This is a genomic window from Aquipuribacter nitratireducens (assembly GCF_037860835.1).
Lineage (GTDB): Bacteria > Actinomycetota > Actinomycetes > Actinomycetales > JBBAYJ01 > Aquipuribacter > Aquipuribacter nitratireducens.
This window is the reverse complement of the sequence record NZ_JBBEOG010000004.1, coordinates 229371-252275: the sequence shown is the minus strand read 5'-3', so window position 1 is coordinate 252275 and position 22905 is coordinate 229371. Positions and strand designations below refer to the sequence as shown.

The following is a 22905-nucleotide window of genomic DNA, read 5'->3' as shown; positions in this document are numbered from 1 at the left end:
TCCTCCGGGGGTCGCGTCGTCCGCCCGTACGCTCGCGCGTCATGGCGGTCCCCTGGCTCGACGTGCTCGGCTGGTCCGGCTCCGCGGTGCTCATCCTCTCGCTGTCGCTGGCGAACGTGCTCCGCTTCCGGGCCCTCAACCTCGTCGCGTCGCTCATGCTCGTGGTGTTCAACGCGTTCCTCGGAATCTGGCCGATGGTCGCCATGAACGGCGCCATCGCCGTCATCAACGTGTGGCACCTGTCGCGGCTGCTGCGCACGCGCGACGACGAGCGCACGTTCGAGGCGCTCCTCGCCGACCCGGGCTCGGAGTACGCCCGTCACCTGCTGCGGGTGCACGGTCCGGACATCGCACGGCACAACCCCGGGTTCGACCTCGACGCGGTGCTCGGTCGCCCGGGCCGCTGCTGGGCGTTCCTCGTGCTGCGCGGCGACGAGACCGTCGGGATCGTCCTGCTCCACGAAGTGCTGCAGGACGAGCGGCCGTCCGGTGACGTCCGCGTCGAGCTCGACTACGTCACCCCCCGGTTCCGCGACCTGTCGGTCGGGACCTTCGTCTACCGCCACGACGGGCGGCTCGCCGGTCTCGGGATGCGGCGGCTGGTCGCGAACGACCGGATGACCGACGACTACTTCCGCCACGTCGGGTTCCGACCGGACGGCGACCGGCTCGTGCGGCAGGTCCGGGCGTGAGCCTCAGCCGCTGCCGGGCGGCCGTCGCGCCGGGTCCGGCCGGCCGCGGTTGACGACCTTCTCGACCACCACGCCGACGACCCCCGCGACCAGGGCACCGAGGAGGCCGCCGACGGCGGCGAACCACGCGATCACGGTCGACCCGCCCTCGGCCTCGGGACCCGGGGCCAGCAGGGCGAGCAGCACCGCACCGACGGCCCCGAGCACCGCACCGGTGAGGAGGAACGCGGCGTAGCGGGGCGTCCGGTACGGCGGTCGTGGTGCCTCCGTGCGGTCCTCGCCCATGGCCGCCACGGTAGCCCCGGCGCGTCGCAGGGCCGGCGTCGAGGGCACGATGCCTCCCGTGCCGCGCCGCATCCCCGACCCCGACGGTCTCGCCGCCCTCGACCGCTGGCGCAACGGCGCTTCCGACCGTCCCACGCTCGCCACCGCGGTCCGCTGGAGCCTCCAGCACCTCGCGGAGGAGGCACCGGGCGCGACCGTCGAGGTGCGGGTGCCGCCGTTCGGCGTCGCGCAGTGCGTCGCCGGGCTGCAGCACCGTCGCGGCACCCCGCCCAACGTCGTCGAGACGGACGCCGCGACGTGGCTCGGGCTCGTCGTCGGTGAGCTGACGTGGGGCGAGGCCGTGACCTCGGGACGGGTGCACGCCTCAGGGCAGCGGGCCGACCTCGCGCACGTCCTGCCGCTGCACGACTGAGGCGATGCGCCCGGCGCGCGTCAGCCCGCGCCGGGCAGGGGGAAGCCGAGCAGCACACCGAGCCGCGCAGGGACCATCCCCTCCGTCTCCGCGACCGCGACGACGAGGACCGCGGCCGCGAGGGCGGTCGTCAGCCACAGCAGGACGTTGAGCGCGGTGAGCCACGGACCGGAGTGGCCGAGGTGCGTCGCCGCGCGGCCCCGCACCGTCCACGTCGAGCGGAGCTCCCGGTAGGCCGTCGTCATGTAGAGCCTGTCCACCCAGCGCCGCACGGGCGCGCGGGTGTGGCGGTTGCGCCGGGTCCGGTCGGTGACGACCCACCGGGTGCGGGGGAAGGCGACGACGAGCGCGGCGAGGTCGACGGCCACGCGGAAACCGATCGCGACCGCGATGCCGGCGAGCGGCGTCGCGAGCGCGGCGAAGAGCCGCAGCGGGTCGTCGAGCCTCACCAGCGCGACCGGCGTGACGGCACCCGCGAGCCAGCCGTACGCCAGGCCGAGCAGCAGTAGGGTCCAGAAGCTGCGGCGCAGCACCCACGTCACGAGGACGGCGGTCGCGTCGCGGCGCGACTCCGACATGACGTCCGCCGGGACCGCACCACCCCCGACGTCGTCGGCACCGGGGGTGTCGGCCCGGTCGTCGTGCGGGCCGAAGCCGTGGTCGCCGTCGTCGCCCGGACGCTGCGTCTCCGCGGCCATCAGGGCCCTCAGCCGAACAGCCGCGGCAGGGTGCCCTCGTGCGCGTCACGCAGCTCGTCGAGACTGACGACCCCGACACCGGCGAGGTCGAGCGCCGGTTCCCCGTCCTCGCCGCCGGCGTCGTCGGTCACCCCGATGCGGGTGTGGGCGAGGCCGCGTGCGGTGCAGACGTCGGTGAACCGGATCTCCTCGCTGCGCGGCACCGCGACGAGTGCGCGGGCGACGGACTCGGCGAAGAGGGCCGTCGTGAGGTCGACGCCGTCGCGGCGGAGCACGTCGTCGAGCCACACGCGGGCGCCGACCCCGTGGCGGAGGCAGCCCTCGACCAGCGCCTGCGCGAGCCCGCCGTCCGACAGGTCGTGCGCGGCGTCGACGAGCCCGTCGCGGGACGCGGCGAGCATGACGCCGGCGAGGAGCTGCTCGGCGTCGAGGTCGACCCGCGGCGGCAGCCCGCCGAGGTGGTCGTGGACGACGCCGGCCCACGCCGAGCCGGACAGCTCCTCGCGCGTCGTGCCGAGCAGGTACAGCGCGAGCCCCGCCCGGTCCCAGCCGGAGCCGATGCGACGGGAGACGTCGTCGAGCACGCCGAGCACGCCGACGACCGGCGTCGGGTGGATCGCGACGTCACCGGTCGAGTTGTAGAAGCTGACGTTCCCGCCCGTGACGGGGGTGCCGAGGGTCGCCGTCGCGTCGGCGAGCCCGCGGACGACCTCGGCGAACTGCCACATGGCCCCCGGCTCCTCCGGCGAGCCGGCGTTGAGGCAGTCGGTGACGGCGACCGGGGTGGCGCCGGTGACGGCCACGTTGCGGTAGGCCTCGGACAGCGCGAGCTGCGCGCCGGTGTAGGGGTCGAGGGCGGCGAGGCGGCCGTTGCCGTCGAGGCTCAGTGCGACCCCGCGGCCGGTGGCCTCGTCGACCCGGACGACGCCGGCGTCGTCGGGCGTCGCGAGGGTCGTGTTGCCGAGCACGTAGCGGTCGTACTGGTCGGTGACCCACGCCCTCGAGCACTGGTCGGGCGACGAGACGAGCGCGAGCAGCTGGGCGCGGAGCTCCTCCTGGGTCGTCGCACGCGGGAGGTCCTCCGCGCGGTCGGCCTGGCGCGCGTCGAGCCAGTCGGGACGCGCGTAGGGGCGCTCGTAGACCGGTCCCTCGTGGGCGACGGTCCGCGGCGGGACGTCGACGACGGTCTCGCCGTGCCACGTGATCTCGAGCCGGTCGCCGTCGGTGACCTCGCCGAGAACGGCCGCCTCGACCTCCCACTTCGTCGTGACCGCGAGGAACGCCTCGAGCCGGTCCGGGCGGACGACGGCCATCATCCGCTCCTGCGACTCGCTCATGAGGATCTCCTCCGGGCGCAGCGTCGCGTCGCGCAGGGGCACCTTGTCGAGTGCGACGCGCATGCCGCCGTCGCCGGCGGAGGCGAGCTCGCTCGTCGCGCACGACAGGCCCGCGCCCCCGAGGTCCTGGATGCCCTCGACGACCCCGGCGGCGTACAGCTCGAGGCAGCACTCGATGAGGAGCTTCTCCCGGAACGGGTCGCCGACCTGGACCGCCGGCCGCTTGCTCGGCCCGCCCTCCGCGAAGGTCTCCGAGGCGAGGACGCTGACGCCCCCGATCCCGTCGCCGCCGGTGCGGGCGCCGAAGAGGACGACGAGGTTGCCCTCGCCGGTGGCGTTGGCGAGGTGGAGGTCCTCGTGCCGCAGTGCGCCCACGCACAGCGCGTTGACGAGGGGGTTGCCCTGGTAGCAGGGGTCGAAGTACACCTCGCCGCCGACGTTGGGCAGGCCCAGGCAGTTGCCGTAGCCGCCGACCCCGGCGACGACGCCGTGGACGACCCGGGTGGTGTCGGGGTGCTCCGGCGCACCGAAGCGCAGGGAGTCCATGACGGCGACCGGGCGGGCGCCCATCGCGAGGATGTCGCGGACGATGCCACCGACGCCGGTCGCCGCCCCCTGGTAGGGCTCGACGTAGCTGGGGTGGTTGTGCGACTCGGCCTTGAACGTGACGGCCCAGCCGTCGCCGATGTCGACGACGCCGGCGTTCTCGCCGATGCCGGCGAGGAGCGTCGTGCGGCCCTTCTCCAGCGCCTGCTGCGTCGCGTCGCCGAAGCGGCGCAGGTGGACCTTGCTCGACTTGTACGAGCAGTGCTCGGACCACATGACGGAGTACATGGCGAGCTCGGCGGAGGTGGGCCGGCGTCCGAGGATCTCGCGGATGCGGCCGTACTCGTCGGGCTTGAGGCCGAGCTCGGCCCACGGCTGCTCGGTGTCCGGGGTCTCGGCGGCGTGCTCGACGGTGTCGACCGCGCTGCTCGTAGCCGTCGTCGGGACCTCGACGAGGTCGGGGCTGGTGGCGCCGTGCGGGCTCACGCGAGGACCCCCTCGAGGGCCGTCGCGAGCACGGAGGTGAAGAGCCCGAGCCCGTCGGTCGTCGGCCCGTACCCGGCCTCGACCGCGTGCTCGGGGTGCGGCATGAGACCGACGACCCGACCGGAGGCGTCGCTGATGCCGGCGATGTCGCGGCGGGAGCCGTTCGGGTTGACGTCGAGGTAGCGGAACACGACGCGCCCCTCGCCCTCGAGGGCGTCGAGGGTCGCCGCGTCCGCGATGTAGCCGCCCTCACCGTTCTTCAGGGGGATCGTGATCTCCGCACCGGGCTCGAAGGCGCTGGTCCACGCGGTCGCCGTGCTCTCGACGCGGAGGCGCTGGTCGCGGCACACGAACTTCTGGTGGTCGTTGCGTACGAGGGCGCCGGGCAGCAGGTGCGACTCGCACAGGACCTGGAAGCCGTTGCAGATGCCGAGGACCGGCATCCCCTTCCGTGCCGCGTCGACGACCTCGGTCATGACGGGCGCGAAGCGCGCGATGGCACCCGCGCGCAGGTAGTCGCCGTAGGAGAACCCGCCGGGCAGGACGACGGCGTCGACGCGCTGCAGGTCGTGGTCACCATGCCACAGCCGGACGGGATCACCCCCCGCGAGGCGCACGGCCCGTGCCGCGTCGCCGTCGTCGAGGGACCCGGGGAACGTGACGATACCGACGCGCACGCGCCCAGCGTAGGCGCACCGCGAGGGTCGTCCCGCAGGGCGGCCGCGGTGCGCGATCGCACGCTACAACCGCGCTACAACCGCGCTACAACCCCTGTGCCGCAGGGAACGCGGCGCCGAAACGGCCCGATCCCGCGCTACAACCCCTGTGCCGCAGGGAACGCAGCGCCGAAACAGGCCGATCCCGCGCTACAACCCCTGTGCCGCAGGGAACGCAGCGCCGAAACAGGCCGATCTCGCGCAACAACCCCTGTGCCGCAGGGAACGCAGCGCCGAAACAGGCCGATCCCGCGCAACAACCCCTGTGCCGCAGGGGCTGTGCTGCCGTCAGCGACGGGGTGGGGGTCCTGGTCGGGGGCCGGGGCGGGCCGGGGCGGCCGGTCGCGTCGAGGGCGGCGGGATGGGCGGGTCGTCCGAGGTCGCGGGCTGCGGCGCAGACTCCGACGACGCGGAGGCGGGACGACGCGCCCCCGCCAGGCCCATGAGCGCCTCGACCGCGCTGGAGGCGGGCTGACCCGCGCGGCTGGCCTCGGCGTTGGCGGCCTTCACCGCGGCGTAGACCTCCGCGCGGTACACCCGCGTGGAACGGGGCGCGTCGATGCCGAGCCGCACGGCGCCGTCGCCCTTGAGCTCGAGCACTGTGACGACGACGTCGTCCCCGATGACGACGCTCTCGCCGGTTCGGCGGCTGAGGACGAGCACCGGCTCACTCTAGGAGACTCCTGAGCACCAGGGGGTGAGACCGGCGGTCGCTGAAGGTTAATTGTCGATATGACGGAGGATAACCTCCATCATATGAGAACGGCGGCCCCGCTCCTCGCCCCGATCTTCCGATCGGACGGTCAGGCGCGTCTTCTCACGGAAGTGCTGCTGACCGGCGACGAGCTCAGCCTGACCGAGCTGGCCACCCGGGCCGGCCTCGCGTACCCGACGGCACACCGTGAGGTCGCGCGACTGCTGGACGCCGGCATCCTGAGCGAGAGGCTGGTGGGTCGCACGCGGCTGATCCGCGGCAACGACGAGAGCCCGTTGACCAGCCCGCTGCGCGAGATCCTCAGGGTCGCGGCCGGGCCGGTGGCGATGCTGACCGAGGAGCTCGGTCGCGTCCCCTCGATCGACTCCGCGTTCGTCTACGGGTCGTTCGCCGCGCGGATGCTCGGGGTCGCCGGTCCGGCACCGCACGACATCGACCTCATGGTGCTCGGTGATCCGGATGTCGACGCCGTCTACCAGGCGTGCACGCGGGTCGAGTCCGCGGTGCACCGGCCCGTCAACCCGACGATCCTCACCACGGAGGAGTTCGCGGCGTCGTCGGGCTTCCTCGACACCGTGCGCAGCGGCCCCGCAGTGGTCGTGATCGGTGAGCTCCCGTGGCGCTGACTCCGCTCACCCGAGTCCAGCAGGCGACCGTCCTCGCGCTGGTCGAGGCGGGACGTCTCGCTGTCGTCCCCGCGGACAGCGCGCGGGCGACCTCCTTCCTCCGTCAGGCGGAGGAACGCCTGGACCAGCTTCCGTTGCTCACGAGCGTCGTCGTCAGGTACGGCATCGCCTACGACGCCTGCCATGACACCGGGGAGGCGCTGCTCGCGGCGTACGGCTTCCGGACGACGAACGGGCCCGGCCAGCACGAGGCGCTCGGCCGCTTCCTGCGTGCGGTCGTCGACGAGCCGCCTGCCGAGAAGGCGGCGCGGGAGTTCGACCGCCTTCGACGCGCTCGGAACCAGGACCAGTACCAGGCGAGGCCGGTGGGTGCGGCCGCGACCGTGAAGGCCGAGGACGTTGCCCGGACGCTGTTCGAGGCCGCGCTGGCCCGAGGCCTGTCGCGGTGACCCTGTGGCCGGGCGGGGCGGATCAGGCGTCGTCGCGTCGGCGGCGCGGCTCGGCGCGTCCGTCGTAGGGCGTCGGCCGCACGGCAGGGGCGGGCGCCGGGGTCGTGACGACGGACCAGAGCCTGACCCCGCCCATCGCGAGCAGCATCGCGACGAGCCACACCACGAGGGCCTCGTGGACCGGTCGGTGCCCCTGCAGAGCCTGCAGGACCACGGGCGAGGCGAGCACCAGCCCGTACAGCGGGACGAACCCCATCACGACTCCCTCATGCCACGCGCCTCGGTCTGTCGGCGCAGGACCTCACGCCGCACCGCCTCGGCGTCACGGTCGGACAGCTCGAACCACAGCCGCAGCTGGTGGCGACGCTCGGTCATCGGCTCCGAGGCGACGACGTGCGCCTCGGCCACGACGACGGCGCCCGGCAGGTCGACGGTGAGCCGCAGCCGGTCACCGACCTCCACCGGCACGACGTGCCCGGCGGGCACGACGACCCGCGCCCCGCCCTCGCAGAGGTCGACGACCTGGCCCGGCACCAGCCACGCGGGGGCGGACACCGCCCGCGGGTCCGGACGGGCGGGCGTCGGGACGACGGGGTCCACCCACTCGGCGAGGAGGGCACGCGCCACGACGTCGGCCCGCACGAACCGCCGCCGTTGGACGCGACGCGGCGCGCCGACCGGACGCAGCACCCACAGGGGCGGTTGCTCGTGCTGCCGCGACTCCACGAGCGTGCACGGCAGCTCGAGCAGACCGCGCGGCGGGACCGCCCACGCGACGGTCATCTGCGTGCCGACGCGCCGGACCCCCACCCTGCCGGGCACGACGACCGCGGCGACGACGAGGTCGGCGCCCCACGTGTCCTCCAGCCGGCTGCGGACGTCGCCGTCCACGCCCGGCATGGTGAGCAGCACCGGGGTGTTGACCCGGGGCAGCTCGACGGCGGGGCTGCGGCTCACGTGCCGTCGACCCAGCGCAGGGCGTCGAGCAGGACCCCCGTCCACGCACCCTCGGTCGCGTGCCGGTCGTCGAGGAGCGTCAGCGGCGCCGGACGCGGCGTCGCCGGGGCGATCGCCGTCGCCGCCCCGACGAGCGCGACGACGTCGGGGACCACGGCGGTGGTCGGGGCGAGCGGCTCCCGCTCGGCCGGGCGGACCGCCCGCGAGGCGTCGACGACCGCGACGACGAGGTCGGGGGCGAGCACGTCGAGGAGGCCGGCGTCGGCGTCGACGACGTGGAGGACGAGCGCGGCGCCGGCGGCGCGGGCACGCTCGCGGAGGCCGGCGACCTCGTGCACGTCGGCGACGGCCTCGGTCGGCAGGTCCGCGGGCGTCGCGACGCCCGTGCGGCGTCGCGCGCGGGACCCGGTGGTCGAGTCGTCCCAGCGCGCCGTGCGGGCGCGACCGAGTCGTGCGGCGACGGCGGCAGCCGTCGTCACGACGTGGGCGGCGGGCCCGGTGACGACGACGAGCTCCCCCGCGGCGGCGGACAGCGGGACCGTGTCGGCGGCGAGCCGGGAGCCGAGGGCGGCCGCGAGGAGCGGCAGGCGCAGGTGGGCGGTCGTGCAGCCCGACGCGACGACGTCCTCGGCGGCGAGCCGGGCGAGCCGCGACGGCGCCCCGACGGCGACCGCGAGCGCGGCGAGGTGCGCGACGGGGTCGATCTCCTCGTCGATCCTCCGGCCGATCTCCCGGTCGATCTCCCGGTCGATCTTCCGGTCGATCTCCTGACCGACCTGGCGGTCGTCCGCCGCGGGCGGCACGGGCTGCGCCGGGACCTGGCGACGGGGTTCGAGCACCACACCGCTCGGGGTGGTCGACCCGACGGGGCCGGACGCCGGCTCGGAAACGGGTGCGGTCGTCGGGGCGGGCTCGGTGTCCGGTGCCGCCCCGCCCTCGACGTCGAGCACGGCCGTGGGCGCCCAGGTCCTCGCGCCGGCGAGCGCGGCAGCGGTCACCGGCAGGGCCGTGACGGCGTCCTCGGGCACCCCGAGCAGGTCGGCCCGGAGGGCGGCGAGCACGTCGTCGAAGGCCGGCGACTCGGTCGACAGCGGACGCGCCGGGGGCCGCGGGGCCGGGACCGGGGCGGGAGCCGGTCCGGCGACGCTCGCGACGTCGCCGCCGTCCGCGGCGGCGAGGAGGGCGCCGATGGAGCCGTCGACCGCCCCGGCGACCGGCCCGACGACCGGCCTGGCCACCGGGTCGGCGACCGGCCCGTCGACCGGCCCGTCGACCGGCCCGGCGACCGGCCCGACGACCGGCCTGGCCACCGGGTCGGCGACGCTCACCGTCACCTCGTAGTGCTCGCGGGCGAAGAACCCGCCGATCCCGCCGGTCCGCACGCGCTGGGCGTCGACGACGGCGACGTCGGCGCCGTGCTCCCGTCGTGCCTGCTCGAGGAGGGGCTCCAGGGCGGGGCCCTCAAGACGCAACTGCCGAGGCATTCGTCACCGTCCCAACTGCTTCGACCCGAGGCGCCTGACCGGCCTCGGTGTAGGAGAGGACCGCGAGCGTCGGCACCGCGGCCTGGACCAGCCGGCGCAGCGCCGAGCGGAGGCCCGGCGCGCACACCAGCACGTACTCGACGCCGAGGGCGTCCACCCGCTGCACGGCCGCGGTCAGCGCGTCGAGGACGCGGCCGAGGGTGCCGGGTTCCAGCTGCACGACCGGGCCGTCCTCACCGGGGCGGACGTGCTCGGCGAGCTCGTGCTCCAGCAGCGGGTCGAGGGTGAGGACGCGGAGGACGCCGTCGCGGGTGAACGCGTCCGCCACCGCGGGGCCGAGGCCGGCGCGGGCGGCCTCGACGAGGCCGTCGACGTCGCTCGACACCCGGGCGCGCAGCGACAGCGCCTCGAAGATGCTGACGAGGTCGCGGACGGGCACCCGCTCGTCGAGCAGGCCGCGCAGCACCCGCTGCACCTCCCCCAGCGACAGCTGGGACGGCACGAGCTCCTCGACCACCACGGGGTGCTGGCGCCGGACGGACTCCACGAGGCCCTTGACGTCCTCCCGCGACAGCAGCCGCGAGGCGTTCGCCCGGACCACCTCACCGAGGTGGGTGATGAGGACCGACCCGCGGTCGACGACCGTCGCGCCGGCGAGCTCGGCCTGGTGCCGGGCCTCGACCGGCAGCCACTTGCCGGGAAGCCCGAACACGGGCTCGACGGTCGTGACGCCCGGCAGGCCGTCGAGCATGTCGCCGAGGGCGAGGACCTTCCCGGCGGGCGCCTGCCCGCGCCCGACCTCGACGCCGGACACGACGACGGAGTACGAGCCGGGCGGCAGGTCGAGGGAGTCCCGGGTGCGGACGGGCGGCAGGACGAGCCCGATCTCGAGGGCGACCTTGCGCCGCAGGGCACGGACCCGGTCGAGGAGGTCGCCACCGGCGCCGGCGTCGACGAGGTCGACGAGGTCGCTCGCGAGGACCACCTCGAGCGGGTCGACGGACATGTCCTCGACGAGCTGCTGGGTGGGGTCGACGGGAGCGGGCTCGAGGTCGTCGCCGGGCTCGTCCTCGTCGCTGCCGGCGCGGCGGGCGCGCACGGCGAGGGCGAGCATGGCTCCGCCGACGAGGAGGAACGGCAGCTTCGGCAGCCCCGGCACGACGGCGAGGCCGGCGATGGCGGCGCCGCCGATGGTGAGGGCGCGGGTGCTCCGCAGCAGCTGCGAGGCGGCGTCGGAGCCCATGTCGCCCTGCGAGGTGGCGCGGGTGACGATGAGGCCGGTCGCGACCGAGGTGAGCAGGGCGGGGATCTGGGAGACGAGACCGTCGCCGACCGTCAGCAGCGAGTACGTCGACAGGGCGTCGCCCCAGCCCATGCCCTTCTGCGCGACGCCGACGCCGAACCCGCCGAGGAGGTTGATGATCGTGATGATGATCGCGGCGATCGCGTCGCCCTTGACGAACTTCGAGGCACCGTCCATCGCGCCGTAGAAGTCGGCCTCGGCCGTGACCTCCGCGCGCCGCGTGCGGGCCGTGTCCTCGTCGATGAGGCCCGCGTTGAGGTCGGCGTCGATCGCCATCTGCTTGCCGGGCAGGGCGTCGAGGGTGAAGCGCGCGCCGACCTCCGCCACGCGGGTGGCGCCGTTGGTGATGACGGCGAACTGGATGACGGTGAGGATGAGGAAGATCACGAGGCCGACGACGAGGGACCCGCCGATGACGAACTCGCCGAAGGCGCCGATGACGTCGCCCGCGTAGCCGTCGAGCAGCACGAGCCGCGTCGAGGCGACGTTGAGCCCGAGCCGGAACAGCGTGATGACGAGCAGCAGCGCCGGGAAGATCGAGAAGTCGAGGGGTCGCTCGACGTACATGGCGGTGAGGAGCACGAGCACGCTGATGGCGATGCTCAGCACGATGAGGCCGTCGAGCAGGGCCGGGGGCAGCGGCACAACGAGCAGCAGCACGATGCCGACGACCCCGACGGGCAGGGCGTAACGACCGATGCCGGACGCGCTCACGCAGACCTCAGCTCATGGTGCTCGTGGCCGTTCCGTGGCCGTGCTGCGCCGTCCTGGCACGTGCTCCGTCGGCAGACGGGGTCCCGGACTTGAGCGCCCGGCGCCGCGTCCCTCAGCCGGGCGCGGGCGCAGGGCGGCGGCGCCGCCGGCGGGCGCGCTCGCGGCGCAGGGCCGTGCCGTCCGGCACCTCGCCGCGCCGGCGGGCGTCGCGGTGGGTGCCGGCGGCGCTGCCCTTCGCCCGCAGCTGCATGACGAAGGCGAGGACGTGGGCGACCGCCTCGAACAGCTCGCCGGGGATCTCGTCGCCGACCTCGCACGCGGCGTGGAGGGAGCGGGCGAGGGGGACGTCCTCCACCATCGGCACGCGGTGCTCGCCGGCGCGCTCGCGGATCTTCCCCGCGACGGCGTCGACGCCCTTCGCGACGACCTTCGGTGCCCCCTTCCCCGCCTCGTAGCGCAGGGCGACGGCGTAGTGGGTGGGGTTGACGACGACGACGTCCGCGGTCGCGACCGCAGCCATCATGCGGTTGCGGGTGAGGGCGATCTGCCGCGAGCGGCGGGCCTGCTTCACCAGCGGGTTGCCCTCGGTCGTCTTCGCCTCCTCCTTCACCTCCTGCTTCGTCATGCGGAGGTCCTTCATCGACTTCCGCTTCTGGACGGCGAAGTCGGCCGCGGCCATGACGACGCCGGTCGCGACCGCGACCTGCAGGAGGAGGGCGAGGGAGTCCCGCATCGTGTCGAGCGTGCCGCCGAGGGGTGCCGACCCCGCCCCGAGGAGGGCGGGCATCATGCGGGCGACGGCCCACCACGCGACGAGGACGAGGACGACGCTCTTCAGCAGGGTCTTCGCCGCCTCCCACAGCGTCATGAGCCCGAACATCCGCTTGACGCCCTCGACGGGGTTGAGCCGCTTGAGGTCGGGCTTGGCCTTCTGCCACGCCGGGTGCACGCCGCCCTGGATGACGTGGGAGACGACTGTGGCGAGGACCGCCGCGCCCACCAGCGGCACGAGCAGGAGCATCCCGGAGCCGACCGCGTCCCCCAGCAGCCCGACCGCGACGGCCGGGTCCGGGTCCTCGGCGACGGCGGCCGCCCGCTGGACGACATCGGCGAGCTGCCGGTGCCCGGCGCCCACGACGGCGGGCGCCGTCACCGCCATCGCCGCCACCGACGCCCACGCCGACAGGTCCTGCGTGCGCGGCTGCTGCCCCTGGTCCCGCGCCTCCTTGAGCTTGCGCGGTGTGGGGGCCTCGGTCTTCTCCTGGCCGCCGCCGTCCTTCGCCACCCCCGCTACCCCGCGACCTGCAGGAGCGTGGCGCCGATGGTGTCCGCGGTGCTCGTGACGGCGCCCGGCATCGCGACGAACGTGTACCCGACGAGGGTGAGCGTGAGGAGGATCTTGACGGGGAAGGCCGTGGCGAAGGCGTTGAGCTGCGGGGCGATGCGGGTCGCGAGGCCGAGGCCGACGTCGGCGACGAAGAGGACCGCGAGCATCGGCGCGGCGATCTGCACCCCGAGGAGCAGCATCTGCCCGAGCCCGTCGGTCGCGGCGACGGCGAACGCGCGCGCGTCGAACGCGGCGTCGACGGGCAGCACCTCCCAGCTGCGGAAGAAGCCGTGCCACACGACGAGCCAGCCGTCGGTGACGAGGAGCAGCGCCCCGGCGAGCATCCCCTGGAACCGGCCGATGACCGAGGCCTGGGTCTGGTTCGTCGGGTCGAACGCGGTGGCGAGGGCGAAGCCGCCGAGGTTGTCGACGAGGTCGCCGGCGGTGCGGAACGCCTGGAACAGCAGGAAGGCGACGAAGCCGAGCCCGAGCCCGGTGAGCAGCTGCACGACGGCGGCCGCGGCGAAGGGACCGGGCTCGAGCGGGGGCAGGTCCGCCCGGACGGCGGGCAGCACCGGCAGGGTGAGCCCGACCGCGAGCAGCGCCTTGAGGGGCGCCGGGACCGCGCGACCGGAGAACGGCGGCGCGACGACGAGCCACCCGACGACGCGCAGCATGCCGAGCAGCAGCGCCGCGAGGGTCTCGGAGGGGACGTCGACGACCATCAGCCGTGCACCCGACCGGCTCAGCCGCCCCGGACGAGGTCCGGGATGCGCCCGTACAGCTCCTCCGTGAACAGCGTCGCCTCCGTGATCATCCAGCTGCCGAAGACGAGGAGGCAGATCCCGACGGCGACGAGCTTCGGCACGAACGCCAGCGACGGGTCCTGCATCTGCGTGACCGACTGGAACAGGGAGACGACGAAGCCGACCACGAGGGAGGCGACGAGGACGGGGGCGGCGAGCTTCGCCCCGAGCCAGAGCGCGGCGAGGGCGATCTCGACGACGGTGGCGTCGGTCACCGCGTCACCCCCCGCCGTAGGAGCCGACGAGGGCACGGACCACGAGGCCCCAGCCGTCGACGAGGACGAAGAGGAGGATCTTGAACGGCAGGCTGATGATGACCGGCGGGAGCATCATCATGCCGACGCTCATGAGCGCGCTCGACACGACGAGGTCGATGACGAGGAACGGCACGAAGATGACGAAGCCGATGATGAACGCCGAGCGGAGCTCGCTGAGGACGAACGCCGGGATGAGCGTCGTGATCGGCACCGACTCGGCGTCGGCGGGCAGCTCCTGGCCCGCCGCGCGCGTGATGAGCGCGAGCTCCTCCGGTCGCGTGCTCCCGAGCATGAACTCCCGCAGCGGCCCGAGCCCGACGGTGAAGGCCTCCCCGACCGGCAGGTCGCCCGCGAGGTAGGGCTGCACGGCCGTGTCGTTGATCGTGCTCACCGTCGGCGCCATGACGAAGAGCGTGAGGAACAGCGCGAGCCCGATGAGGACCTGGTTCGGCGGGGTCATCTGCAGCCCGATGGCGTTGCGCGTGAGCGCGAGGACCACAGCGATCTTCGTGAACGCCGTCGTCATGAGGAGCAGGCCCGGCGCCACCGACAGACCGGTGATGACGAGGATGAGGACGAGCGCGGACGCCGGTGTGCCGTCAGGGCCGTTGACCTCCAGGGACACCGTCCCGCCCTCCGACGGCCCCGCGGGCGCGGCGGGTGCGCTCGGCTCCGCGGGAGCCGTGGGGGTGGCGACCGGCGCGGGCGTGGCGGCGGCGGCCCCGTCCGCGAGCACGGCGCCGAGACCGAGCGCGCCGAGGAGCACGCCGAGCGCGACGAGGAGCAGCAGGACGCGCGACGGGCGTCCTGCACGGGCCGCGCTCACCGGCGGACGGTCCGGTCGCGGGCGACCTGCACGACGCTGCGCCACGTCGCCGCGTCGAGCAGCGAGCCCGCGACGGGCGAGCGCGGTGACGGCACGACGGCAGCGCCCGGCTCCACCACGCCGGGAGCGACCGTGCTGCGCTCGACCGGGGCCGCGGGGTCGTCGGTCACCGGCAGCGCCGGCTGCTCGGCGAGCAGGCGGACGGCGCCGTCGGTGACGCCGAGCACGAGGACCCGGTCCCCGGCGTCGACGCTCACGACGCTGGCGCGACGCCCGACCGACGCGCGTGTGACGACCCGCAGCCGGTGCCCGGTCGGGGTGCCCGCGCCGCCTCGCGCGCGTGCCACCCGCGTGAGCAGCCAGACGGTGCCGAGCACCGCCAGCAGGCCGCCGGCGCTGCGCACCACGAGCTCGAGGGTCTCCACGGGTCGGCCTCAGGCGGTCCGGTGGACGTCGTCGTCGGGCTCGACGATCTCCGTGATCCGCAGGGCGAACTCCTCGTCGACCACGACGACCTCACCGCGCGCGAAGAGGCGGCCGTTGACGAGCAGGTCGGCGGGGCTGCCGATGGGCCGGTCGAGCTCGACGACGGACCCGGCGGCGAGCTCGAGGAGCTCCTGGACCGTCATGCGGGTGCGGCCGATCTCGGCCGTGACCTCCATGTGGACACCGCGGAGCATCTCGATGCCGCGCCCGGTCGCGCTGCGCGTCGCCGCGCCGGCGCCGGCGCCGGCGGGCGTGCGCTGACCGGGCACGTGCGCGGTCGTCGGCGCGGTGGCGCGGGCCACGACGGCGAGGTGGACGGTGGCCGCGGGGTCGCCGTCGGCACCGAGCCGGACGAGGGCGGCGTCGGCGCCCTCGGCGAGCAGCTGCTCGAGGAGCCCGGGGGCGCTCGTGGTCTCCGCGGGTCCCAGCACGCACGGCCCGAGAGCGGAGGCGGCGGCCTCGAGGGCCGGCACGAGCGCCGCGGCGTCGGGGGACTCGCCGCCCGACAGCGCGAGGAGCGCGTCCGGGGAGAGCAGGAGCGCGACGAGCCCGTCGCCGGCGCCGGTCCAGCGGGCGGTGACGGCGACGTGGTCGGCCGGCACGGCGGTCGTGGGCACCCCGGGGACCGTGGAGACGGCGACGGGCACCGGCACCGAGCCCGGCTCGAGCGGCAGCAGCGCGCACGCGGCGGCGCCGGCGGTCGCGGCGGCGGCCTCGGCGTGGGTGCTGGCGGTCGTGCCGGTGCCGGGTGTCGAGGAGGAGAGGCTGGTCACGGGAGGTCCTTCCGCGGGTCGACGACGATGCAGGCGAGGCGGTTGCGGCGGTCGGCGGGCACGGCGCGCGCGAACGCGCGCTCGCCGGCGACGAGGAGGAGGGGGTGGTCGGCGCCGTGCCCGAGCCGGACGACGTCGCCGACGGCGAGGGCGAGGACGTCCTCGGACGCCATGGCGACCCCCCGCATGCGGGCCCCGACGGTCATGGGGACCTCGGCGAGGCCCTGCTGGGCGGCCGGGTTCGTGCGGACGACGGCGCGCTCGTCGCCCGCGGGGTCGAGCAGCGGCTGGAGGGCGTCGAAGGGCGCGGCGAGCGACGCGGTCGCTGTCACCTCGGCGACCGTGACGACGAACTCGATGACGACCATCGCCTCGGCGGAGCCGACGACCTGGGCGAACTGCGGATTGGTCTCGAGCGCGCCGACGCGGGCGGTGACGCTGCCGAGCGGCGCGAAGGCGTACGGCAGCTCCGCCACGACCCGGTCGAGGAGCCCGCGGAGCAGCTGCGACTCCAGCTGGGTGGCGGGCCGCGACGGCTGCTCGGCCTCGCCGCGGCCCCCGAGGAGCCGGTCGACCCACACCATCGCGAGCTCCTGCGGCACGTGGAGCACGAGGTCACCGATCTCGCCGGTCGCGACCGTCGCGAGCAGCGACGGCGCGGGCAGCCCGGCCACCCACTTGCCGTACGTCGTCTGGGACACCGGACCGGGCTCGACGACGCCGTCGCGGAGGATCGACGACATCTGCGTCCCCCACTGCCGCGCGAACGTCTCCGACACCACCTGCAGCGCACGGGCGTGCTCCCGCGACAGCTTCGTGGGTCGCCGGAAGTCGTAGGGCTCGGGCGTCCCGACGGCGCGCCCGCGGCCGGGGGCCGTCGAGGCGTGAGGTGTCCGCACGGATCACCTATCGGCGGCTCTCCGTGGTCCTTGAGCCTGACGGGTGACCCCGCTCGGGGGAGCCCGCCCGCTGCGCTCTCGTGCTCGGTGGGCCTACTGCATGACGAACGTCGTGAAGTAGATGTCGTAGACGGCCTCGTGGTACGCGTGCGCGATCTCCTCGACGAGGTGGGCCTTGACCTCCGCGCGCTTCGCCGGGTCCTGCAGCTCGGTCATCTCCTTGCCCGTGAGGTCGGCGATGAGGATGTCGAGGGCCTTGCTCCCCTCGAGCTCGCCGTGGCCACCGCCCTCCTCCAGCGCCGCCTGCAGGGCGATGCCGACCTGGAGGTAGTGGCCGTCGGCGAGGTTGATGGTGACGGGCTCGAGCGCGAGCACCTCCCCCGGCTCGGGCTCGGCGTGCTCCTCCGCGGTGGCCGCCTCCTCGGCCGTCGCCTCGCCGGACCCGCCGAGGAGGACGAACGCGGCGGCCCCTCCGCCGAGCAGGAGCACGACGACGGCGACGACCACGAGGAGCAGCTTCTTCTTCCCCTTGGGAGCGGCCTCCTCGACGCCGTCGCCGGCGCCGCGCTGCTGGGGCACCTTCGCGCCCTTGGTGAGCGCGCGGTCGGTCACGGTCGACATGTCGGGTCCTCCGGGTGGTGGTGTGCGGTGCAGGTCGGGCTGGTCGTCGGGCTGGTCGTCGGAGTGGTCGTGGTGCTCATCCGGCCGCCGTCCGTCGGGCCTCGGCGAGCTGCGGGAGCAGCGCGCGCACCTCGGGGCGGGCGGTCGAGCGGACGAGCAGGTCGACCCGGCGGTTGACCTCGATCGACGTCGGGTCCGACGGCGGGACCAGCGGCCGGGTGTCGCTGTAGCCGGCGGCGGTGAGCCGCGAGCCGTCGAGGCCGTCGACCTCGATGAGGCGGCGGACGACCGACGCGGCGCGCGCGGCGGACAGCTCCCAGTTCGACGGGTACGCGCTCGTGCTGCGTACGGGCAGGTGGTTGGCGTGACCCTCGGCGTCGACGGGACGGCCGCTGTCGGCGAGGACGGGAGCGAGGGCGTCGACGACCCGCGCGCCGGTGGGCTGCAGCTCCGCGCTCGCGCTGGTGAAGAAGACGTCGTCGGCGAAGAGGACGACGACGAGCCCGTCCTCCGTCACTCGGAAGTCGGCGCGGCTCTCGAGGCCCTCGGTCGCCAGCGCCTCCCGGGCCTCGGCGGCGATCTCGTCGAGGGACGCGAGCTCGGCCTGCGCGTCGCCGACCGCCTGCTGCGCCTCGGCGGCGTCGGCGGGCGAGGCCTGCTCGAGCGCGGTCTCCCCTTGCGCGGGCGGCACGGGCACGGGCGGGGCGATGACCGAGACCTGGACCGGGTCGATCATGGCGCCCTTGCCGTCGATGACGGCCTGCCCGCCGTCGCTCACGATGTAGCGCGGCGCACCGAAGCCGGCGGCGAGGCCCTCGCTGAGGGCGGCGAACTTCTTCTGGTCGACGTTGCTGATGGCGAACATCACGACGAACAGGACCATGAGCAGCGTGATCATGTCGGCGTAGGAGATGAGCCACCGTTCGTGGTTCTCGTGCTCCTCCTCCTCGTGCTTCGCGTGGCGCCTCGCCATGGCTCAGGCCGCCTTCTTCGCACCGGTGGCGGGCGCGGCCGTCCCCGGGGGCAGCAGGCTCGCGAGCTTGCGCGCGACGACGCGCGGGCTGGAGCCGGCCTGGATGGCGAGGACGCCCTCGAGGACGACCTCCATGCTCGCGACCTCGAGCTCGCTGAGCCGCTTGAGGCGGGCCGCCATCGGCAGGAACAGGACGTTGGCCGACAGGACGCCCCACAGCGTCGCGAGGAACGCGGCGGCGATGAGGTGCCCGAGCGTCTCCGGCTCGGAGAGGTTCTCCAGCACGTGGACGAGGCCGAGGACGGTGCCGATGATGCCGACGGTCGGCGCGTAGGCGCCGAGGTCGGCGAAGAACTTCGCGCCGTGCTTGTCGGCGGCCTTCTTCGCCTCGATGCGGCCCATGAGGACGTCCTGGAGGTCCTCGGGGTCGGTGCCGTCGATCGCGAGCTCGAGCGCCTCCTTGAGGAAGGGGTCGTCGACCTTCGCGGCGGCCTCCTCGAGCCCGAGGAGACCCTCGCGGCGCGCCTGCTCGGCGAGCTGGACGACGGTCCCGAGGGACCGGTCGGGCTGGACGGCCTTCCCGGCGAGGGACTTGATCGCGGCCTTGCCGAACTTCGGGGCGTCCTTGAGCGTGTTGCCGGCGAGGCCGGCGCCGAGCGCGCCACCGAACACGAGGAGCATGGGCGGCAGGAAGAACATCGCCATCGGGTTGCCGCCCTCGAGGATGGCGGAGGTGAAGATCGCCGCGAACGCGAGGGCGATCCCGATGAGGGTCATCGGGTCCATCAGGCCCTCCTGGTCCGGAGCTCGACGACGTCCGCGCCGTCGTGGTGGGCCTGGTCCTGACGCCGCTCGTCGGCGTCGTCGTCGGCGACCCACTCGCCCTCGGCGGTGAGCCGGTTGGCCTCGGCGACGACGCGCGCGCGGTAGGCGACGACGCTGTCGACGATCTCGGAGAGGGACTGCGTGACGACGTACCGGCTGCCGTCGATGAGGGTCAGCACGGTGTCCGGGGTCTCCTCCGCCCGGTGGATCAGGTCCGGGTTGAGCGAGAACTCGGTCCCGTTGAGCCTGGTCAGTCTGATCACGATGTCCGTCCGTGGGGTGTGGTCCGGTCCGCCGTCCGTGGCGGGCCGTGGTGCCGGGTGGTGCTGGTGGGTGGATCGGCAGGGCCGCCGGGCCGGTGAGGGGCCGACCGGGTCATCCCCCGGACGGGCGAACGTGCGTCCGTCCGGGGGACCCCTGCCCCGGTGCGCGTGTCAGCGCTTCATGTTGACGAGGTCCTGGAGGATCTCGTCGGAGGCCGTGATGACGCGGGAGTTCGCCTGGAAGCCGCGCTGGGCGATGATGAGGTTGGTGAACTCCTGGGAGAGGTCGACGTTGCTCATCTCGAGCATGCCGCCGGCGAGGGTGCCGCGGCCGTCGCCGGGGACGCCGACCTGCACGGCACCGGTGTTGACGCTCGGGCGGTACATCGAGCCGCCCGCCTTCTCCAGGCCGTTGGGGTTGGCGAAGGTCGCGAGGGCGAGCTGGCCGAGCACCTCGCGGCGTCCGTTGGAGAACACGCCGACGAGCCCGCCGTCCGGTCCCACGCCGAACGACGTGAGGGTGCCGACGGCGTAGCCGTCCTGGCTCAGCGCCGCGGCCGTGCTCGTGCCGGCGTAGCCGGTCATCCCCGACAGGTCGAGGGCGATCCCGCCGACGGTCATGGTCGGCGGTGTCGGGTTGGTCCCGTCGGCCGCGAACGTCACCGTGCCGGTCGTCGTGCCGCTCAGCGGGTCGGTCGCGGTGACCGTCCACTGCGTCGCGCTCACCTTCGTGAACTGCACCGTGACGGTGCGCGCGTTGCCCTGCGCGTCGTACACCTCGAGCGCGGTCGTGATCGGGGTCGTGCCCGCGGAGTCCGCCGGCAGGTTGCCGCCCATCGTGACCGTCGACGTCGCCTGCGGCTGCATGAGCACGCCGATCGGGAGCGTGAGGGGGCCGAGCGGGCCGTTGGTGTCGACGACACCACCGGTCGCGCCCCAGCCCTGCACCATCGCGCCGTCGGGCGTGACGAGCCGACCCTGCGCGTCGAAGCTGAAGGAGCCGGCGCGGGTGTAGAGCGTCTCGTTGCCGTTGTCGACGACGAAGAACCCGTCCCCACTGATCATGAGGTCGGTCGCGCGGCCGGTCGTCTGGGCGGCGCCCTGGCTGAAGTTCGTCGAGATGCCCGCGACGCGCGTGCCGAGGCCGACCTGGGCGGGGTTGGTGCCGCCGCTGTTGGCGTCGGGGGCGCCGGCTCCCTGCAGGAGCTGGCTGAGGGTGTCCTGGAAGATCGTCTGCGAGCCCTTGAAGCCCGTCGTGTTGACGTTGGCGATGTTGTTGCCGGTGACGTCCATCATGGTCTGGTGGGCACGGAGCCCGCTGATGGAGCTGAACATGGAGCGGAGCACGGTGGCCTCCTGGGTCGGTGTCGCGGTGGGGCTCTGACGGTCGTCAGGCCGAAGGGGCGGCATCCGTGCCTGGGGTGGTGCTCTCCGTGGTGCTGGTGGTTCTGCTGCCGGGAGCGAGGAGCTCCTGGACCTTCCCGAACGGGACCTCGGTCGTGGTCGTGCCGGTCTTGACCTTGAGCACCGGCTCGTCACCCGTCAGGACGGCGGCGACGACGGTCCCGGTCGCGGGCACCCCGTCGGCGGCGAGGAACGTGACGTCGGCCCCCACCGCCGCGGCCGCTCCCCAGCGCTGCTGGAGGGCGTACGACCCGGCGGTGGCGTCGGCCACCTCCTGGAGCTTCTCGACCTGGGTGAACTGCGCGGTCTGGGCGATGAACTCCGCGCCCTCCGCCGGGTTGAGCGGATCCTGGTAGCGCAGCTGCGCGACGAGGAGCTTGAGGAAGGCGTCCTTCCCGAGCTCGTCACCGGCGGTGGGCGCGGTGCTCTGGGGCTGATACGCGGTCGTCTGCAGCGACCCCGTCACGAGGCCGGAGGTGGGGACGGTCATGGTGCGCTCCTCGGGGTGGTGGCGTCGCGGGGCTGCAGGGGCGTCGGGCGGCTCTCACGCACGGACGTCCACCCCCCGCCGGGGACCCCCGGCGGGCCGCTCGACGGCGACGGCCGCGGGAGCCCCCTCGGGGCGGGACGGGACGAGGACCGGGGCACCCGGGCCACCGGCGGTCCCACCGGGCTCCCGGTGGCCGCCGCGGTGCTCGCGACCGGCGTCGTGGGAGCCGGAGCCGAGCTGCTGGCGGAGGTCGCCGAGGGCGTCGCGCAGGGCGTCTCGCGTCGCCTCGTCGCCGCCCGCCAGCGACAGCTGGAGACCGGCGGGGGCGAGCTCGGCGGTGATGCGGACAGGACCGAGCTCCGCGGGTGACAGGTGGACGACGAGGCGCGTGACCTCGCCGGCCTCCGCGACCGCGACACGGGCGCGGGTCGCGGCCGCCACCCGGTCGAGCTGGTCGAGGGTGAACGGCCCGATGCCGACCGTTCCGCCGACGGGCGTCGACGCCGGTGCGGCGGCCGGTCCGGTGACGGTCGGGCCGGCCGTCGACGGGGCGAGGGTCGCCGCGGTCGGCACCGGGGGGCCGGCGGGCTCGGCGGGCGCCGGCCGCACGGTCGCGACGCCGGACACGGACCGGGTCGCCCCGGCGGCCCCGGACGCCGCCGCGCTCGTGCTGGCCGCGGCCGGGACCTGCGACGGCGCGGGCCTGTCGCCGGAGGCGCCCGCGTCCGCGGCGTGCGGCGCCCCGGTGGTGGCGGCGGCGCCGGGTGCAGCGGCTGCGCCGGTCGGGGTGCCCGGGGTCGCGCCCGGCAGGGACGTCGCGTCGCTCGTGGCGACCGGACCGGCCGCCTCGGTCGACGAGGCAGGGGACGCCGCGGTCGGGGCCACCGGGAGCACCGCGACGTCCGCGCCGGGTGCGCCCGGAGCCGGTCGTCCTGCGGCCCCGCCGCCCGCCGCCGCGTCGGGAGCGGGTGCCGGCGCAGGGGACGTCGTGAGGGTGACCACGGGACCGGTGGGGCCCGTCGGGCCGACCCCCGCCCGACCGGTACCCGCTGCCGTCGTCCCGAGGGTGGGGTCCGCGGACGCCGGTGCCGCGCCCCGCAGGCCGAGGCGCTCCCGCGCGGCTGCGAGGGCGGCGGCCGGGGTGTCGGCGGCCGCGGCCTCGGCCTGAGCGCCGGTGTCGACGGTCGCGGCCGACCCCGTCGTGGGGTCGACGGCGGGCCGGTCCGTCGGGGCGTCGCCGTCGGTGCTGGGCGTCGCGGGGTCCGTCACCGTGCGGTCGTCGGTGCGGTCGTCGGCGTGTCCGGCGCGCACGGCCCGGACGGGTTCCGGACCGCCGTCGTGCGGAGCGGGGGCGCGGCGCGGCGCGGGCTCGCGCGCGTCGCCGGACCCCGCTCGCGCGAGGGCGCGCTCGAACCCGGCGGCCCGCTCGTCGCGCTGGGCGCGCTCCGCACCACGCTCGCTCGTCCGTCGCGCGGGCACGACCGCGTCGGCGAGGGCCGCGGCGGGGGGTGGTGTCCTCATGGCTGCTCCGGTCG

27 protein-coding genes are annotated in these 22905 nt (G+C 74.9%); 4 read left to right on the top strand and 23 right to left on the bottom strand.

The features are described 5' to 3' along the window. Window positions 1-41: 41 nt before the first annotated feature. Window positions 42-692, top strand: a complete 651-nt coding sequence (locus WAB14_RS09890; RefSeq protein WP_340269432.1) for a hypothetical protein — start codon at window positions 42-44, stop codon at window positions 690-692. 3 nt (window positions 693-695) lie between these two features. Here WAB14_RS09890 and WAB14_RS09885 read toward each other — a convergent pair whose 3' ends face one another. Further along, entirely contained in the window at window positions 696-977 is a 282-nt protein-coding gene (locus tag WAB14_RS09885; protein ID WP_340269430.1) for a hypothetical protein, read from the bottom strand. Between the two features lie 49 nt (window positions 978-1026). On the opposite strand from WAB14_RS09885, the gene WAB14_RS09880 reads away from it, so the two are divergent. Beyond that, a complete protein-coding gene (locus WAB14_RS09880; protein ID WP_340269429.1) occupies window positions 1027-1389 on the top strand; it encodes a sterol carrier family protein in 363 nt (120 codons plus the stop codon). A gap of 20 nt (window positions 1390-1409) precedes the next feature. Here WAB14_RS09880 and WAB14_RS09875 read toward each other — a convergent pair whose 3' ends face one another. From WAB14_RS09875 to csrA, 4 genes are all read right to left on the bottom strand, one after another. Further along, a complete protein-coding gene (locus tag WAB14_RS09875) occupies window positions 1410-2087 on the bottom strand; it encodes a hypothetical protein (RefSeq protein WP_340269428.1) in 678 nt (225 codons plus the stop codon). A gap of 8 nt (window positions 2088-2095) precedes the next feature. After that, entirely contained in the window at window positions 2096-4456 is a 2361-nt protein-coding gene (gene purL / locus WAB14_RS09870) for a phosphoribosylformylglycinamidine synthase subunit PurL (protein WP_340269426.1), read from the bottom strand. Then, a complete protein-coding gene (purQ, locus tag WAB14_RS09865; protein WP_340269424.1) occupies window positions 4453-5133 on the bottom strand; it encodes a phosphoribosylformylglycinamidine synthase subunit PurQ in 681 nt (226 codons plus the stop codon). The genes purL and purQ overlap by 4 nt, the downstream gene beginning before the upstream one ends. 327 nt (window positions 5134-5460) lie before the next feature. Continuing rightward, a complete protein-coding gene (gene csrA / locus WAB14_RS09860; RefSeq protein ID WP_340269422.1) occupies window positions 5461-5835 on the bottom strand; it encodes a carbon storage regulator CsrA in 375 nt (124 codons plus the stop codon). 93 nt (window positions 5836-5928) lie between these two features. Here csrA and WAB14_RS09855 point away from each other — a divergent pair, with 93 nt between their 5' ends. Beyond that, window positions 5929-6513, top strand: a complete 585-nt coding sequence (locus WAB14_RS09855) for a winged helix-turn-helix domain-containing protein (RefSeq protein ID WP_340269420.1) — start codon at window positions 5929-5931, stop codon at window positions 6511-6513. Beyond that, window positions 6504-6962: a hypothetical protein gene (locus WAB14_RS09850; RefSeq protein WP_340269419.1), complete on the top strand. Its 459-nt coding sequence runs from the start codon at window positions 6504-6506 to the stop codon at window positions 6960-6962. The genes WAB14_RS09855 and WAB14_RS09850 overlap by 10 nt, the downstream gene beginning before the upstream one ends. Window positions 6963-6984: 22 nt before the next feature. On the opposite strand, the gene WAB14_RS09845 is transcribed toward WAB14_RS09850, so the two are convergent. The 18 genes from WAB14_RS09845 to WAB14_RS09760 all read right to left on the bottom strand — a co-directional run bounded on the left by WAB14_RS09845 (window position 6985) and on the right by WAB14_RS09760 (window position 22891). Beyond that, window positions 6985-7221, bottom strand: coding sequence for a hypothetical protein (locus WAB14_RS09845; protein WP_340269418.1), 237 nt, complete (start codon window positions 7219-7221; stop codon window positions 6985-6987). After that, the gene (locus WAB14_RS09840; protein WP_340269417.1) at window positions 7218-7919 is read right to left on the bottom strand and encodes a PilZ domain-containing protein; all 702 of its coding nucleotides are present in this window, start codon (window positions 7917-7919) and stop codon (window positions 7218-7220) included. The genes WAB14_RS09845 and WAB14_RS09840 overlap by 4 nt, the downstream gene beginning before the upstream one ends. Further along, entirely contained in the window at window positions 7916-9403 is a 1488-nt protein-coding gene (locus tag WAB14_RS09835) for a hypothetical protein (protein WP_340269415.1), read from the bottom strand. The genes WAB14_RS09840 and WAB14_RS09835 overlap by 4 nt, the downstream gene beginning before the upstream one ends. Further along, window positions 9381-11420 carry a flagellar biosynthesis protein FlhA gene (gene flhA, locus WAB14_RS09830; protein ID WP_340269413.1) on the bottom strand — a complete coding sequence of 680 codons (2040 nt, stop codon included), beginning with the start codon at window positions 11418-11420 and terminating at the stop codon, window positions 9381-9383. Before flhA ends, WAB14_RS09835 begins: the two co-directional genes overlap by 23 nt. A gap of 112 nt (window positions 11421-11532) precedes the next feature. Next, the gene (locus WAB14_RS09825) at window positions 11533-12705 is read right to left on the bottom strand and encodes an EscU/YscU/HrcU family type III secretion system export apparatus switch protein (protein ID WP_340269411.1); all 1173 of its coding nucleotides are present in this window, start codon (window positions 12703-12705) and stop codon (window positions 11533-11535) included. 5 nt (window positions 12706-12710) lie between these two features. Continuing rightward, window positions 12711-13472, bottom strand: a complete 762-nt coding sequence (locus tag WAB14_RS09820) for a flagellar biosynthetic protein FliR (protein WP_340269409.1) — start codon at window positions 13470-13472, stop codon at window positions 12711-12713. Between the two features lie 20 nt (window positions 13473-13492). Beyond that, window positions 13493-13768 carry a flagellar biosynthetic protein FliQ gene (locus WAB14_RS09815; protein WP_340269408.1) on the bottom strand — a complete coding sequence of 92 codons (276 nt, stop codon included), beginning with the start codon at window positions 13766-13768 and terminating at the stop codon, window positions 13493-13495. Window positions 13769-13772: 4 nt separating this feature from the next. Beyond that, complete coding sequence (fliP, locus tag WAB14_RS09810) at window positions 13773-14636, bottom strand: flagellar type III secretion system pore protein FliP (RefSeq protein ID WP_340269407.1); 864 nt, start codon at window positions 14634-14636, stop codon at window positions 13773-13775. Continuing rightward, window positions 14633-15061 carry a FliO/MopB family protein gene (locus WAB14_RS09805; RefSeq protein ID WP_340269406.1) on the bottom strand — a complete coding sequence of 143 codons (429 nt, stop codon included), beginning with the start codon at window positions 15059-15061 and terminating at the stop codon, window positions 14633-14635. The genes fliP and WAB14_RS09805 overlap by 4 nt, the downstream gene beginning before the upstream one ends. A 9-nt stretch (window positions 15062-15070) precedes the next feature. After that, window positions 15071-15895, bottom strand: coding sequence for a flagellar motor switch protein FliN (gene fliN, locus WAB14_RS09800; protein WP_340269405.1), 825 nt, complete (start codon window positions 15893-15895; stop codon window positions 15071-15073). Next, window positions 15892-16794, bottom strand: coding sequence for a flagellar motor switch protein FliM (locus WAB14_RS09795; RefSeq protein ID WP_340269404.1), 903 nt, complete (start codon window positions 16792-16794; stop codon window positions 15892-15894). Before WAB14_RS09795 ends, fliN begins: the two co-directional genes overlap by 4 nt. Window positions 16795-16887: 93 nt before the next feature. Next, window positions 16888-17415: a flagellar basal body-associated FliL family protein gene (locus tag WAB14_RS09790; protein ID WP_340269403.1), complete on the bottom strand. Its 528-nt coding sequence runs from the start codon at window positions 17413-17415 to the stop codon at window positions 16888-16890. Window positions 17416-17491: 76 nt separating this feature from the next. Next, entirely contained in the window at window positions 17492-18388 is an 897-nt protein-coding gene (locus WAB14_RS09785; RefSeq protein ID WP_340269402.1) for a flagellar motor protein MotB, read from the bottom strand. A 3-nt stretch (window positions 18389-18391) separates the two neighbouring features. Continuing rightward, window positions 18392-19174, bottom strand: a complete 783-nt coding sequence (locus WAB14_RS09780) for a motility protein A (RefSeq protein ID WP_340269400.1) — start codon at window positions 19172-19174, stop codon at window positions 18392-18394. Beyond that, a complete protein-coding gene (locus tag WAB14_RS09775; RefSeq protein WP_340269398.1) occupies window positions 19174-19476 on the bottom strand; it encodes a flagellar FlbD family protein in 303 nt (100 codons plus the stop codon). Before WAB14_RS09775 ends, WAB14_RS09780 begins: the two co-directional genes overlap by 1 nt. Window positions 19477-19647: 171 nt before the next feature. Continuing rightward, complete coding sequence (flgF, locus tag WAB14_RS09770) at window positions 19648-20823, bottom strand: flagellar basal-body rod protein FlgF (RefSeq protein WP_340269396.1); 1176 nt, start codon at window positions 20821-20823, stop codon at window positions 19648-19650. Between the two features lie 43 nt (window positions 20824-20866). Further along, a complete protein-coding gene (locus WAB14_RS09765; protein WP_340269395.1) occupies window positions 20867-21370 on the bottom strand; it encodes a flagellar hook assembly protein FlgD in 504 nt (167 codons plus the stop codon). A 54-nt stretch (window positions 21371-21424) separates the two neighbouring features. After that, window positions 21425-22891, bottom strand: a complete 1467-nt coding sequence (locus tag WAB14_RS09760; protein WP_340269394.1) for a flagellar hook-length control protein FliK — start codon at window positions 22889-22891, stop codon at window positions 21425-21427. Between the last annotated feature and the right edge of the window lie 14 nt (window positions 22892-22905).